Consider the following 14,855-nt stretch of genomic DNA (forward strand, 5'->3'; position numbering starts at 1 on the left):
GTATATAATAACCTTATTCCTCTCTTTTGTTCTTTCTTATTTATATCTAAATGTAATAAGATTCAAACTTAAGACGTATATAACTCATAGCTAGTCAGTTGCTTTAATGAAGTTAATGCATATTTGCCAGTCCGCCAAATTTTTTAATTTGGCTTATTGAGAAAAAAGGTAATAAGAAAAATTAAAAAATTCGGCTCGTGCTCAATCCGAAAATATTTTCATAATTTACACGCTACGAGCCATATACAAGACCGTTGGCAAACATTTGAAAAATGAAAATACCTTATAAGAAAAAACAGTTGAATATTAATCTGATACTTGGAATTGTTTGGTTGATTAACGGAATTGTCCAAACATATTTTGACGAAAAATTGAGATGGTATAATTTCGGTTGGTTTTTTCTCTCGGGAGTTTATTTTATCATTTATATAAATCAGAAAACGAAAAATTATCTGACAATAGAAAACGGAATTATTAAAGAAAACTATCCATTTGGGAAGAAAATAAATCTCGACGAAATCAAATTGATTAAACATTTTGCTGGAGATATTATCTTGAAAACAGGAAAAACTGAATTAACAATCAATACACTTCTGATTGATGAAAAATCAATACCTGAGTTAAAAACGGAATTGAAAAAGCTAAATGTTGAATGGAAATAAAAAACGATTTGCCAACAATGTATAAAAATAATTGCTCAATTTTGGGCTTAACCAAAGGTCGTTGCAAGTTTACTACGTCTGATTTTCCTTCGGAAAATCCTCGCACGTAAACCCGCAACTATTCTTATACTAGACCGTTGTGTGCAACCTAAAAAAAACGAATGAATAACGAACAAACTGCAATACGAACAACTTATTTCAGCATAATTGGAAATACTGCGTTGGCTTTGATAAAAGGACTTGCAGGATTTTTTGGGAATTCTTATGCTTTAATTGCAGATGCGATTGAATCAACAACTGATATTTTTGCTTCATTTTTAGTTTTATTAGGTTTTAAATATGCAAAACGACCAGCAGACGAAAATCATCCCTATGGACACGGAAAAATTGAACCATTAATTACATTTGGAGTAGTTGCTTTTCTTGTTGTTTCTGCCACAATAATCGCTTATGAAAGTATCCTAAACATTCAAACACCACATAAAATCCCGAAATCTTGGACTTTGATTGTTTTGGGTCTAATAATAGTTTGGAAAGAAATCTCATTTCAAATCGTAATTAAGAAAAGTAAACAAACGAATAGTTCTTCCCTAAAAGCAGATGCTTGGCATCATAGAAGTGATGCAATAACTTCGGTAATGGCATTTATCGGAATTTCAATAGCAATCATATTTGGAAAAGGTTATGAAACAGCAGATGATTGGGCTGCATTATTTGCTTCCGCATTTATCTTATATAATAGTTATTTAATCTTACGACCAGCTTTAGGAGAAGTTATGGACGAGCAACTTTATGAAGACCTAATACTTGAAATTAGAGAAAAATCAATAGAAGTTAAAGGTGTTTTGGATACTGAAAAATGTTTCATTCGAAAATCAGGAATGAAATATCACGTTGATTTACACGCAATTGTAAATAGTGAAATAACAGTAAAATCAGGGCACGATATTGCACATAAATTAAAGGACTATTTACGAGAAAAAATACCGAATTTAGGACACGTACTAATTCATATTGAACCGAATGAATAAAGGCAGCACACAACAATGTATATAAAAAATAGCGCGAGCAGTTGCTAACACAGAGGTTCGCACATTTTTTCGAGGTCGCCAAATTTTTAAATTTGGCTATTTGAGAAAAGAAAAAAAATAGAAAAATTTGAAAATTCGACTTGAGTTTAACCGCATGGATAGCGTGCAAATCAGCGCTACTTTTCATATACTCGACCGTTGTGTTTCATGCGAACAAACCGAAATAATCAAGAAGACCATATATGAGAAGAGCCTATTACTCGAATAACATACAAGACTTTTTACTAGATCCTGATTCGAGTATTCTGGGTGAATTAACCGCCAATCATAGCAACAGAACTCTTGAAGAGTTACAAGTAAATGCATGGCGTAAACAAATCACGATTCTTAAAAATCAATTAACTGAATTTGATGGTCAAATTTATTTTGAGTTTGCTATTCCAAGAATGGGTAAGCGAGTTGATAATATCGTAATCATTAATAGTGTTGCCTTCATAATAGAATTTAAAGTTGGTGACGGTGGTTATGAAAAACATGCAATTGAACAAGTAATTGATTATACCATTGATTTGAAAAACTTCCACGAAGGAAGCCACGATATTAAGCTCATACCAGTTTTGGTTGCCACAAATGCAGCAAGTGTTGCTGAACAGAATAATCAGGTTCTAGCCCATAAAACTGCCGCTAAATCTAATCGATTTGGTTTAGCCGAGACACTCAAACTATATTTAAAGGACAACAGTAAATCTATTGATATTGAATATTGGGAGAACTCTATTTATAAACCAACACCTACAATCGTAGAAGCCGCTCAAGCTCTGTACAAGGGACATAATGTCAAAGAAATAACTAGATCAGACTCAGGAACCATTAATCTGTCTAAAACCGCAGAGTGCATTAATTCCGTCATTGATAAATCAAAATCAAAAGGAATTAAATCAATTTGTTTTGTGACCGGTGTTCCTGGAGCGGGAAAAACCCTGGCAGGTCTGAATATAGCGGTAGAAAGAATGAAAACTGATGAAGATGAACATGCAGTTTTTTTATCTGGTAACGGACCGTTAGTTGATGTTTTAAGAGAAGCGTTAACAAGAGATGAAGTGTTAACGGCAAAAGAATATGGCGAAAAGCTGAGCAAGAAGCAGGCTGCAATTAAAGCAAATGCTTTCATTCAAAACATTCATCACTTTCGAGATGATAATTTACTTTCAGATAAAGCACCAATAGAAAAGGTTGTGGTTTTTGATGAAGCTCAAAGAGCTTGGACAAACGACCAAGTAAGTTCATTCATGAAAAGAAAAAAGGGAGTTGAAGATTTTAACAAATCCGAACCCGAATTTCTGATTGATGTAATGAATAGACATTCTGATTGGTGCACTATAGTTTGTTTAATTGGTGGCGGACAAGAAATAAATACAGGTGAAGCAGGATTGGAAGAATGGGTGAGTTCACTAAAGAATCATTTTCCTGACTGGGACATTCATTATTCGAGCTCAATATTGGAAAGCGATAATTACTTAAAATCCGAAGAATCAAGAAAATGGTTAATTGGTAATGGAATAAGTGAAATCGAATTACATCTTGCAGTATCTGTAAGATCATTTAGATCAGAACAACTGTCTAATTTCATACACGAGTTACTCAATGTGAAAATTGATAACTCAAAACGCATATACTCTGAGATAGAAAATTTATATCCAATAGTTCTAACTCGAAATCTTGAAAAAGCAAAAGAATGGCTTAGACTTAAAGCCAAGGGAAGTGAAAGGATTGGATTAATAAGTTCGTCTGGTGCAAGACGACTTAGGCCATTAGGTATTGACGTAAAAAATGAAATATCTGCACCCAGTTGGTTCCTTAATAATAGCCAAGATATTCGTTCTTCTTATTTCTTAGAGGAAGTAGCTACAGAATTTGATATTCAAGGACTAGAAATAGATTGGGCTTGTGTTGCTTGGGGTGGTAATTTCTATATGAATAACACGGATTGGAAATATCAGAATTTTAAAGGGACTAAATGGCAAAATATCAACAAAGAAATTGACAAGGAATACCTGAAAAACACTTACCGAGTTCTTCTAACCAGAGCAAGACAAGGTATGGTAATATTTGTTCCCGAGAGTAGTGATCTTGACCACACGAGACCCAAGGAATTTTATGACAGAACTTTTGAATACTTAAAGGAAATTGGAATAAAGGAAATTGAATAAATAAAACACGAAAACACAACAAAGTACTGTGGTAAAAAACAAGTAAAATCTACTTTATTTTATCACTAAAGAACTTCTGTACGAATCATCATAAATGAGTCCTGATTTTGCAATGGCAAAGGCTTGTTTTAAGAGCTTATTACAGACCGCGATTAGGGCTAGTTTTTTGCTCGTGTCTTCCTCTCGATCGTGCCTCACTCGTCGGAGACAAGTCGCAACAATTCGTTCATAAATTTCTCTACAGGCCTTGTTGTATTTGCACGCGTTAAAACTGTACATAAATAATAGGTTTCTTAATTTTTGATTACCTATTTTACTGATTCTGGCGCGTCCGTTTACGCTGGTGCCACTCTTTCTTATCACAGGTGTTAATCCGGCATAACTACATAATTCTGCAGCGCTAGTGTAGGCTTCCCCTTTTTGGGGAAGCCTACATTTTTAGGGAAGCCTACATTATCTTTTCTGAGGTCAATAATAAATTGAGAAATACCGATTTCAAATCTGAAAATGAGGTTTTAGAATTTTTCAGAGAAAACATAGATAAAGAAGATTTCTTTATCAACCCAACCCAATTGATCCGGATATAAAAACGCTTTAAAATAGAAAACTGAGATAAAAAATCTCAATTATGAGATAGAATTATTAAGGTTTTTTTTATCTCTTTAATTTGAAATTTAAAGCAAAAAAAACCGTCTAGAATTCTAAACGGTTCATATGATATAAAATTAAAAAGATTAAGAATTACTTTCTTCTTCTTTTCTTTTTGCTTCTTTTTTCAATTTTCTTTTTTCTAACAATGTACCAGTGATCCAGTAAGGAATGATACCGGTTAAAAAAATCATTAACCAAAATCCTATCGTTAAGATTGCTAAAAATGCTAAAAAGCCTAAGTATTGATCAAATTCGAACATTGTCTCTCTTTATTTGAATGCAAAGATAAAGACTACAATTTAATAATTCAATGACTGGCGCGCATTTATCAACAAAAATGTGTTCATAACGCCGGTTACAACCTAAAATGCCTTTAATTCTTTGAGAAGATGGTAAGGATCTCGCTTTCGCGAAAGCGGAACACGTATCCATCATGTTATAATTATCCTTAACCATAAGTGTAAACTACTTCTAGGTTTTATATTTGTAAAAAAAATTATCACATGGAATATAGAATAGAAAAAGATACAATGGGTAACGTTGAAGTCCCAGCAGATAAGCTTTGGGGTGCACAAACACAACGTTCTAGAATGAATTTTAAAATAGGTGCTGCTGGAAGTATGCCGCTAGAAATCGTTTATGGATTTGCTTATTTAAAGAAAGCTGCAGCTTATACCAATTGTGATCTAGGTGTTCTAACAGAAGAAAAACGTGATTTAATAGCACAAGTTTGTGATGAAATTCTAGAAGGAAAACATGATGACCAGTTTCCATTAGTAATCTGGCAAACTGGATCTGGTACACAATCTAATATGAATGTGAATGAGGTGATTGCAAATCGTGCGCACCAGCTAGCAGGAAAAACTATAGGTGAAGGCGATAAAACGATACAACCTAATGATGATGTAAATAAATCACAGTCTTCTAATGATACGTTCCCGACAGGAATGCACATTGCTTGTTATAAAAAAGTGGTGGAAGACACTATTCCTGGAATCAAGCAATTACGTAACACATTACACAATAAGTCTATTGAGTTTACAGATGTTGTAAAAATAGGTCGTACTCATTTAATGGACGCAACGCCTTTAACCTTAGGACAAGAATTTTCTGGTTATGTATCTCAATTAGATCATGGAATTATTGCTTTAGAAAATACATTAGCTCATTTAAGTCAGCTGGCTTTAGGTGGTACTGCGGTAGGAACTGGTTTAAACACTCCAGAAGGTTATGATGTAAAAGTAGCCGACTATATCGCTCAATTTACAGAATTACCATTTGTAACGGCTCACAATAAGTTTGAAGCTCTCGCAGCACATGATGCTTTGGTAGAAACTCATGGCGCATTAAAACAAATCGCTGTTTCTCTTAATAAAATTGCACATGATATCAGAATGTTAGCTAGTGGTCCACGTTCTGGAATAGGTGAATTGATTATTCCTGCAAACGAGCCAGGAAGTTCTATCATGCCAGGAAAAGTAAACCCTACACAGGCAGAAGCGATTACTATGGTTTGTGCTCGAGTGATGGGTAATGATACGACCGTTACTGTAGGTGGCATGCAAGGACATTTTGAATTGAACGTTTTTAAACCAGTAATGGCTGCTGCAGTTCTAGAAAGTGCTCAATTGATCGGTGATGCTTGTAGAAGTTTTGACGAGAATTGTGCCGTAGGAATTGAGCCTAATAAAGAAACGATTAAATCTTTACTAGATAATTCATTGATGCTGGTAACTGCTTTAAATACTAAAATAGGATACTATAAAGCTGCCGAGATTGCAAACAAGGCTCATGAAGAAGGAACAACTCTTAAAGCTGCCGCCCTTGTCTTAGGATACGTGACTTCAGAAGAATTTGACGAATGGGTAAAACCAGAAGATATGGTAGGTCATAGATAATCCATGATCACTACAAATAGTAAAAGCCATATCATTTTTTGATGTGGCTTTTTTAATGATTGTTGTTTCGCTTTCGCGAAAGCGAGATTCATTAATAACTTGTTAGAATTCTATTATGCTTAAATTGTACTGATAATCAAATGTAGCTTATATTTTTATCTATGTAAAGATGTATTTCACAAATAAAACAAAGGTTTTATCATAGTATCCCTACTTTTGCCCCATGAGAAAAAAGGTAGCAATTATAGGTGGTGGACCATCGGCATTTATGCTTGCTGCAATCTTAGATCCAAAAAAGTTTAAAGTCACTATCTACGAAAAGAATAAAACTTCTGGTCGTAAATTTTTAGTTGCTGGAAAAGGTGGTTTTAATTTGACTCATTCAGAATCTATGGAGCAACTGGTTCAAAAATATACACCTCATAATTTTCTAGAAGCTGCCCTACTCCATTTTAATAATGTGGATTTTAGAAACTGGTTGGATCAAATAGGAATACCAACATACATAGGAAGTAGCAAAAGAGTCTATCCAAAAAAAGGAATCAAACCTATAGAAGTTCTGAAGGCTGTTTTAAAACACCTGAAAGAAAAAAGTGTAAAAATCAATTACGAGCATAGGTTTACTGGCTGGAATGAACAGAATCAACCTATTGTAAATGATACAGCCATAGCATCAGACTACACCATTTTTTGTTTAGGTGGTGCCAGTTGGAAAGTAACCGGTTCTACTGGAAACTGGTTAGATGTATTTTCAAAAAAAGAAATTAAAACCAAATCGTTTCAAGCCTCTAATTGTGCGTATGACATCCACTGGAAAGGTGATTTCATCAAAGGTCATGAAGGAACACCATTAAAAAACATTGCGATCTATTGTAATGAATATTTACAAAAAGGTGAAGCGGTGATTACAAAATCTGGATTAGAAGGAAATGCTATTTATGGTTTGAGTCCGCAAATAAGGCAGCAACTTCATACTTCTTCCAAAGCATTGATCTATGTTGACTTCAAACCTTCTTTAAGCCTTGAACGTATACAAGAAAAAATAGAACAATCTATCTATAGCAATACAACGCGTATTCTTAAAAAAGAACTCAGATTAACTGCTGCACAAATTGATTTATTAAAACTATACTTGAGTAAAGATCAATATTTAAATAACACCACTTTATCTCAGTTCATTAAAAAATTTCCGCTAGAAATAACTGGTTCAGCAACTATTGATGAGGCCATATCTACCGTTGGTGGTATTTCTTTGAACGCGATTACTGAAAATTATGAATTAATAAAATTACCCCATCAATTTTGTATAGGTGAGATGCTAGATTGGGATGCGCCTACTGGTGGTTATTTATTACAAGGCTGTATGAGTATGGGAAGTTTTTTAGGCGCTTATTTGAATGAGGAAAGTTATTGATTTGCCCACTTCAAATTATGTTTGAACAATGAAATTTGATTCAATTATTATAAAATTTTTCAATTTCACAAACGGAAGCTATGATTCTCTCACAATCTATTTCAGAATATTATATTCGTAGCCGAATCAAAACGAGTTCAAAAACCCATTGAAAAAACAATTTCTCATACTATTCATTTTACTCATCGTCTTCTTTATTGCAGATGTTTGTTTGGGAACGGTTTACATTGAGCCTGGTCAAGTATTAGATGCCATTTTAGGACTTAAAAACCCACAAACAGGTAAGACAGTGCGTTATATCGTTACAGAACTGCGATTACCACGAGCCATTATGGCTGTGCTCACAGGCGCAGGACTCGCTATTGCAGGATTATTGATGCAAACCTTATTTAAGAATCCGCTGGCAGGACCATTTGTTTTAGGTATTTCTAGTGGTGCAGGATTAGGCGTTGCCCTAGTAATTATGGGAGCAACCGCTTTTGGATTAGGTGTGATATCTGGAATAGGAATTATCACCGCAAGTGTTGTAGGAAGTCTTGCTGTTCTCTTACTAATTATTTTGATGTCCTTAAGAATAAAGGACACCATGGGATTATTGATTGTAGGTCTTATGGTTGGAAGTCTAAGCAGTGCAATTGTAGGTATTCTAAGTTACTTCAGTAGCAGTGAAGAGCTGAAACGCTATGTGTTCTGGTCTTTAGGAAGTTTAGGGAATATTAACTGGGATGATTTATTGATTATCACCTTTTTATTTTTGATTGTGATTGTTCTACTGTTTTGGATCATCAAGCCTTTAAACGCTTTATTATTAGGTGAAAGCTATGCATTAAGTCTTGGAATCAACATTAAAAAAACTCGCTGGATTATTATTATCATTACCAGTATTTTGGCCGGTAGTATTACGGCTTTTGCAGGTCCTATAGCCTTTATTGGACTTGCAGTACCACACTTATCACGATTAATTTTACCTACAGTGAATCATAAAATTTTAATACCTATGGCTATTTTATTAGGCGCCACGCTCCTACTTTTTTGCGATTTGGTATCACAATTACCGTTTTCAAGTTATTCTTTGCCTATTAATGCTGTTACTTCATTGTTAGGCGCGCCGCTTATTATCTGGTTGATCATGAGAAAACGTAACCTACACTTTTAATGATACAATTAGAAAACATACAGGTAGGATATGGTCATTGTGTTGTGGCACAAATGGAAGGTGATCTCGCTTTCGCGAAAGCGAAACTCATAGCCATCATAGGACCAAACGGATCTGGTAAATCAACATTTTTAAGAGCCGTCGCAAGTGGTCAGCATATTATTGATGGAACAGTCAAACTAGAAGACAAAAACTGGAACGATTATAGCGCAGAAGAAAGGTCGAGATTCATCTCTATCGTATTAACCGAAAGAGCTTTCAGTTATTTCTTAAGTGTAAGAGAATTACTAGAATTAAGCCGTGCGCCGTACACGAATTATATAGGAAAACTGGCCGATGAAGACCACGCCATCATTAATAAAACACTGGAAAGTTTTGACCTAAAATCACTCGAAAAACGTAAAGCAGGAACATTGAGTGATGGACAATTACAACGTGTATTAATTGCCAGAGCCATAGTTCAAGATACCCAATATATATTGATGGATGAACCTACAAGTCATCTAGACATCAACCACAAAGCAGATCTTCTGGTGCTACTACGCGATTATTGTCATAAAAATAATAAGACGGTAATTTTTGCTACTCACGAGCTGCAACTAGCCATGGCATTAAGTGATGAAATAGTAAGCATTCATCACAGAAATATCAAACATAATTCTACACAGGATTTCATGAACTCTAATGAGCTACAAAAGATATTTCCATCACCACATGTTAATTTTGATAAAGGAAAAGTCGATTTTAGGTTTGAATAAAGTCTATAGTCTTTTAAAACCATCGTGTCAAACCCTTTAAGTAAATCGCTATTGCTTCTTTACTTTTTTACCTTTTCAAAGGAAAAAGCTTTGTTTCGATATCAATTTATTGATAGATTGTAAGCAATTACATAGTATAATTACATAACAAAAAGCTTATTATAATTCTATTACTAAAGGCCAGTCACATAAATCAGATATTCCTATTAAAAAAACCTTGATCTCTCAAGGCTTTTTATTTTGATAATGTATCACGTCCTAAAATAGGGATACACTAAAACTTTAGTGTAATGGAAACACCATTTAATAGTGATTATGTAAAACAAACCCAAAAGACTACTCGCTTTCTTTTAAGCTTTAAGTAGTAGAAGAAATTGAGTCAGGTCAACTTGATAGATTCAATGCGCATTTAAAATATGGCATTAAAACTAGATCAACAATTACTGCGTGGCTTCGTAAATATGGTACCTTTGATTAGGAAAACCTATCCGTTTTAAGCATGACCAAAACACTTGAACAAAGAGTTATAGAACTGGAAGCAAAAGTTAAGCTGCTTGAAAAGCAGAAAGCAAGAGCTGAACATCTAGCAGAGCGAGCAGACAAGAAAGTAATTATTTTTGATATGCTAGTAGATATGGCAGAAAAGGAATACGACATTGAGATCAGAAAAAATTACAAGCCCGAGTCATCAAAAACTTCAATGAAGAACATAAAGAAACAATAATAGTTTGTGCCTATAACTACTTAGGCCTAATAGACAGGTCTATTATCGAGCTTTAAAGAAAAGAGCTCATAATCAACATACAGCATAAAAAGTTATTGCCTTAGTTAATGATATATGTCCTAAAGTTTACATTTAATTACTAACGATAATAAATTAAATTATCAAACCAGCTGGTTAGGTAACGTGTCGATAGGATTACTTCATGATGAACTAGGAAAACTTTATTTACCCATGAATAAAACTCCTTTCCACAAAAAATAAACTAGCTGCTTCTTTATATCTCATGGTAGTGATGTTTTACATTTATTACTTTTTTTGACGCTTTTTATTTTGCCAATAAAAGTAGACACCAACAAGCTCTGCAAAAAAGCCTATGATAATCATTCCTTTTGATCCTACTATTTCAGTTAGATACATTACAGCACCTAGTATAACTATCACGCTACCTAGTGCTATAAGATAAATGGAGCCTTTTATATTCATATTACAAAAATAAAGGCTTCTCGATAATAAACGAGAAGCCTTTTGATAAAAGGTTCTAAAATTATAGATATTGACTTATACTAGAATGACTCTTATATCAATTAAAAACTAAATCCGACTTGAAAGCTAAAACGAGGTCCATCTTCTCCTGCAAAAAGATTGAACGTTGCTCCTATTGCTTCAGAACTATTGATCCAAAAACCGCCACCTACATCATTATTCCATCTCTTGCTATCCTCTCCATCAAACCATACACGACCAACATCTGCACCTAAAAATATACCCATTTGTAAAGGAACAAGCCCAGTTTTAAATTCGTTAAAACTATACCTTACATCTGCACTAGTTGCAAAAGCACTTTCACCAGAAAAACGCTGGGTACGGTAACCTCTTAAACCATTATTTTGCCCTAGTTGTGCACTTTGATAAAATTGGAAATCATCTCCTATGTTAACGGTAGCTTGCACTAATGTTTTAAGAACGAGTTTGCGATCACGACTTAAAGAATTATAAAACCCTAACTTAGGCATAATATAACCAAATGCGCTGCCTAGGTCATCTTTGTCCACATTAATACCGGCTTTTACATCAAATAACATTCCTCTAGTTGGATTAAGGTTGTTATCGTAACTCTCATAATTATAACCAGCATTTAATTCTATAAACCACTTGCGTTCATAAAACTCTGGATTAGTATCTGGATTTGCATTAGGAAGTGTTTCTAAAAACCTGCCTTCATCATCTTCTACTTCAAATCCTTGAATTTCTAATCCTCCGAACACATTAGATCCATATTCTCCTCTATAGTTAATTCCTAGACCTGCAGAAAGTTCACTTAATCGTACACGATTAAAATCAAAATCTACATTACTATCGTTATTAATGGTCTCATTTCCAAAACCGAAAAAATTCTCTGCAAAAGTTGGTGCAGAATATCTTGCTTTAACTGTTAGATTTACTTTATTAAAAATACCTGCAAAAGTTCCATTGTAATTGATATCAAATCCATCTGTAGCAAAATAATAACCAGCTTTAATTTGATGAGTTCTTGTATTAGGATTACGATTAAATCCATTTACCATAAAAGTATTTTGAACACCTATTTTAAAACCATCATCAGGATTGAATCCTAGACCTGGCGTTAAAACATTAGAAGTAGAAATACTATTTTTAGGATTATAAAGATTAGTGTTGTAACTATCAGAAAGCCTTACACGAGCACCGGCTTTATTTTTGAATGTATTCTCTTTAGATTTATGATCATAAATAGAAATACCTTTACCATTTTGTAGATCATAAATATCATTATTCTGTCCACCAATAACTCTCACTTTAATACGATCTTTTCCACTTCCTATGGCTTCAATAATGTCATCATCATCTAGAGCATAAACCCAAATCTCTTTAGTATCTTCTTTTAGAAATAATCGATCAACTACTACATCTGCTTTTTTACCATCTTTATTTCTATAAATAGTTACTCTAGTCTGACCATCTACTACTCTATTTACAACTATATAATCATCTTTATCAGTACCAGTTACAATAGCAAGGTCTGATAAGTAATCGTAATACCTCTTTGCAATATCAACTATTTTACCTCTACGTATCTTCATGTTTTTTATAATCTTTGCTGTAGAAGCATCTGGATAAATTGCTGCAGGAAGATCTTTAAATGCGGCCTCTATAACTTCATCAGATAGATTATCCTTAATAAATTGTGCTTGAGAAACCCACATGTCTCTATCTGCTTCTTGGGCAAGAGTTCTATCTAAATAAGTAGCAGCTGTATTGAACCATTTTACATTATTCAAATCTTCATCATAGGTAGCAAATTGTTTAGTTAAGCCTATCATTGTTCTCAAAGTAGCAAATAAAGCACCATCAAAATTAGAGTACACTTGGTCTCTATCTCTTGGGATAGGTTTAAAAATGCTGCTTCCATCTTCTTGTTTAAATTGAGACCATCGCCATTGATCCTGATGCCTATCCCAGTCACCTAATAACATATCAAACAAACGTGCTCTTACAAATGCCTCTTGATCAATAGAATACTTTTCATCTTCCCTTAATTTCTCAAAAATATCTCCTGTACTTTCAATATCATCTGGCTTTCCAAAACTAGCTAGATCTTTATGGTTCTCTTCTGGTCGTTCTACCAATAGATAGAGTTCATCACCGTATTCATTATTGTAATTACCTAGGGCTTTTTGTTTTGGAACATAATAAACCTCTGGATTAGTGTGATATATACCGACAGCGTCACTCAGTTTTGGTAACGTTAATGCACCATACGGATGTGCAGCTGTATAGAAGTCAAATAACAAATCTTCTGCAGCGGTATCTTCAAAAGAGGCTGCAACAGTATTTTCTTTAAAAACTGTTGTCTGTAAGAATTGGACCGCGCTTTTCTTTAAAGCTCGTAAGTTGTATTCCTTACCATCTTTATCAATAAGTCTCAATGACCTAGTTTGATGACCACCACCAGCACGATCTACTCTTAATCCACCTTTTAAGGTATCTAATATAGCGACTTTAGCATCAATATTAGTCCCATATAAATCTCTATATTTTGTTCCCCATACAGATTCAAAGACAGCGCTTTTCTCTACTCTCTCTTGTTCGTACACACTCGCTTTCGCGAAAGCGGGAAATGTATCTGGCAATTTTTCTATATCAAATTCTATAGGTGCATCAATAGCTTTATGGGTGAAAATTAATTTTTCCTTTCCTTTTTCAAAACCGTAATAGCGCACCCAACTACTGCCATCTTTCATAACATCCAGTCTTGCAAAACCCATCCCACCATAAGAAAACAAACCATCATTACTTAAAGTAGCATAACTTTGCTTTGCTCCACTACCAGAAACAATCTGACGTATACCTTCATTTTCTATGTATTGTAATGTGTGTTCATGACCACTAGTGAATATAATTCTAGGTGCTGCAGATGCGCGTGCAAGAGTGGCAATTCTATCTACCATTTCTTGATATCTTTTGTTTTGCTTATCCTGTGCGCTTACTCCACCACTGGTCCTAATTTGAGTAGCTAGTGATCCTAAAATAGGAACAGGAATAGCAGATTGTGATGGATACAAATGCTTGATCGCAGCATATTGACCGCCGTGAATACCATTAGTGAACAAAGGGTGATGTATAGCAAATACGATGGTTTTATCTTGATTCTTTTTAAACTCTCCTTCAATTTCTAGGAAAAACTGATCTCTGGTTTTAATTTGATCACAATCATCATTGATCGTGGGATGTTGATCCCATTTTGCAAGATACCACTGGCTGTCTACTACAATAAGTTGGATCTCCTTACTTATATCTATACTACTAATAGGACAACCCACTTTGGGCTCCCATACGTTTTTATTTTTCAGGGCTTTTTCAATGTACTTTTTTTCTCTCTCTACATTATTTAAACCTTCATTATACCAGTCATGATTACCAGGAATAAAAATAGTTGATCCGTTAAAAGATTTGGCTACATCGATTTGCGCATCTAAATGATTCTCTGCAATAGGTCTGAAGTCAGATTCTTTAGAAGGCATGCCCGTTGGATAAATATTATCGCCTAAGAATATAAGGTGATCTTTATCTGTAGTTTGTTTTTTAAGATAGCTTTCTAAAGCTAGTAATCCATCACTTTTTCCACCTATAGGTGATTTTCCAACATCTCCTATCAAATAAAAAGACTTTTGAATTTCTGGGTCAACAGGATATTTATCTTGTACTTCTTCTGCATACTGTGCTTTAAAACTGGCACAACCAGAAATAATTAAAGCGATAAGTAATAAAAGAATGTTATTTTTAGACATAAGTTTAGGAATGATATTAATTTTAGCAAAAATAAAAGTTTAGA

The 14,855-nt window shown here is 34.1% G+C and carries 10 protein-coding genes and 1 pseudogene; 8 read left to right on the top strand and 3 right to left on the bottom strand.

The window, feature by feature from the left end; genetic code table 11:
• Nucleotides 1-272 precede the first annotated feature (272 nt).
• The 3 genes from ACTF54_RS11130 (at nt 273) to ACTF54_RS11140 (ending at nt 3,903) form a co-directional block, all read left to right on the top strand.
• Nucleotides 273-662, top strand: coding sequence for a hypothetical protein (locus ACTF54_RS11130; RefSeq protein WP_438969366.1), 390 nt, complete (start codon nt 273-275; stop codon nt 660-662).
• Between the two features lie 161 nt (nt 663-823).
• Entirely contained in the window at nt 824-1,693 is an 870-nt protein-coding gene (locus ACTF54_RS11135) for a cation diffusion facilitator family transporter (protein WP_100871389.1), read from the top strand.
• Between the two features lie 242 nt (nt 1,694-1,935).
• Complete coding sequence (locus ACTF54_RS11140) at nt 1,936-3,903, top strand: DUF2075 domain-containing protein (protein WP_438969367.1); 1,968 nt, start codon at nt 1,936-1,938, stop codon at nt 3,901-3,903.
• 54 nt (nt 3,904-3,957) lie between these two features.
• Here the strand turns inward: ACTF54_RS11140 and ACTF54_RS11145 are convergent.
• A pseudogene (locus ACTF54_RS11145) lies at nt 3,958-4,311 on the bottom strand (transposase); the annotation flags it as partial.
• Nucleotides 4,312-5,057: 746 nt separating this feature from the next.
• Between ACTF54_RS11145 and fumC the strand changes: the two are divergent.
• From fumC to ACTF54_RS11170, 5 genes are all read left to right on the top strand, one after another.
• Nucleotides 5,058-6,452 (top strand): class II fumarate hydratase, encoded by a 1,395-nt coding sequence (fumC, locus tag ACTF54_RS11150; protein ID WP_438969368.1) that lies wholly within the window; start codon nt 5,058-5,060, stop codon nt 6,450-6,452.
• A 223-nt stretch (nt 6,453-6,675) separates the two neighbouring features.
• On the top strand, nt 6,676-7,866 hold the full coding sequence (locus tag ACTF54_RS11155; RefSeq protein WP_347197556.1) for an NAD(P)/FAD-dependent oxidoreductase: 1,191 nt from the start codon (nt 6,676-6,678) through the stop codon (nt 7,864-7,866).
• A 148-nt stretch (nt 7,867-8,014) separates the two neighbouring features.
• Nucleotides 8,015-9,022: an iron ABC transporter permease gene (locus ACTF54_RS11160; protein ID WP_347197557.1), complete on the top strand. Its 1,008-nt coding sequence runs from the start codon at nt 8,015-8,017 to the stop codon at nt 9,020-9,022.
• Nucleotides 9,022-9,780, top strand: a complete 759-nt coding sequence (locus ACTF54_RS11165; RefSeq protein WP_347197558.1) for an ABC transporter ATP-binding protein — start codon at nt 9,022-9,024, stop codon at nt 9,778-9,780. Before ACTF54_RS11160 ends, ACTF54_RS11165 begins: the two co-directional genes overlap by 1 nt.
• A 499-nt stretch (nt 9,781-10,279) precedes the next feature.
• Entirely contained in the window at nt 10,280-10,504 is a 225-nt protein-coding gene (locus tag ACTF54_RS11170) for a hypothetical protein (protein WP_438969369.1), read from the top strand.
• 306 nt (nt 10,505-10,810) lie between these two features.
• Here the strand turns inward: ACTF54_RS11170 and ACTF54_RS11175 are convergent, their stop codons facing one another.
• Both ACTF54_RS11175 and ACTF54_RS11180 read right to left on the bottom strand, forming a co-directional pair.
• Nucleotides 10,811-10,987, bottom strand: coding sequence for a hypothetical protein (locus ACTF54_RS11175; RefSeq protein WP_347197560.1), 177 nt, complete (start codon nt 10,985-10,987; stop codon nt 10,811-10,813).
• Nucleotides 10,988-11,088: 101 nt separating this feature from the next.
• Nucleotides 11,089-14,811, bottom strand: coding sequence for a metallophosphoesterase (locus ACTF54_RS11180; protein ID WP_438969370.1), 3,723 nt, complete (start codon nt 14,809-14,811; stop codon nt 11,089-11,091).
• Between the last annotated feature and the right edge of the window lie 44 nt (nt 14,812-14,855).

The sequence above is a fragment of the Nonlabens sp. genome (assembly GCF_965657255.1).
GTDB lineage: Bacteria > Bacteroidota > Bacteroidia > Flavobacteriales > Flavobacteriaceae > Nonlabens.

Excerpts from the sequence above, each read along its gene's own strand:
- ACTF54_RS11130 (WP_438969366.1), top strand. The coding sequence starts at position 273 with ATGAAAATACCTTATAAGAAAAAACAGTTGAATATTAATCTGATACTT.
- ACTF54_RS11135 (WP_100871389.1), top strand. The coding sequence starts at position 824 with ATGAATAACGAACAAACTGCAATACGAACAACTTATTTCAGCATAATT.
- ACTF54_RS11140 (WP_438969367.1), top strand. The coding sequence starts at position 1,936 with ATGAGAAGAGCCTATTACTCGAATAACATACAAGACTTTTTACTAGAT.
- fumC (WP_438969368.1), top strand. The coding sequence starts at position 5,058 with ATGGAATATAGAATAGAAAAAGATACAATGGGTAACGTTGAAGTCCCA.
- ACTF54_RS11155 (WP_347197556.1), top strand. The coding sequence starts at position 6,676 with ATGAGAAAAAAGGTAGCAATTATAGGTGGTGGACCATCGGCATTTATG.
- ACTF54_RS11165 (WP_347197558.1), top strand. The coding sequence starts at position 9,022 with ATGATACAATTAGAAAACATACAGGTAGGATATGGTCATTGTGTTGTG.
- ACTF54_RS11170 (WP_438969369.1), top strand. The coding sequence starts at position 10,280 with ATGACCAAAACACTTGAACAAAGAGTTATAGAACTGGAAGCAAAAGTT.
- ACTF54_RS11175 (WP_347197560.1), bottom strand. The coding sequence starts at position 10,987 with ATGAATATAAAAGGCTCCATTTATCTTATAGCACTAGGTAGCGTGATA.
- ACTF54_RS11180 (WP_438969370.1), bottom strand. The coding sequence starts at position 14,811 with ATGTCTAAAAATAACATTCTTTTATTACTTATCGCTTTAATTATTTCT.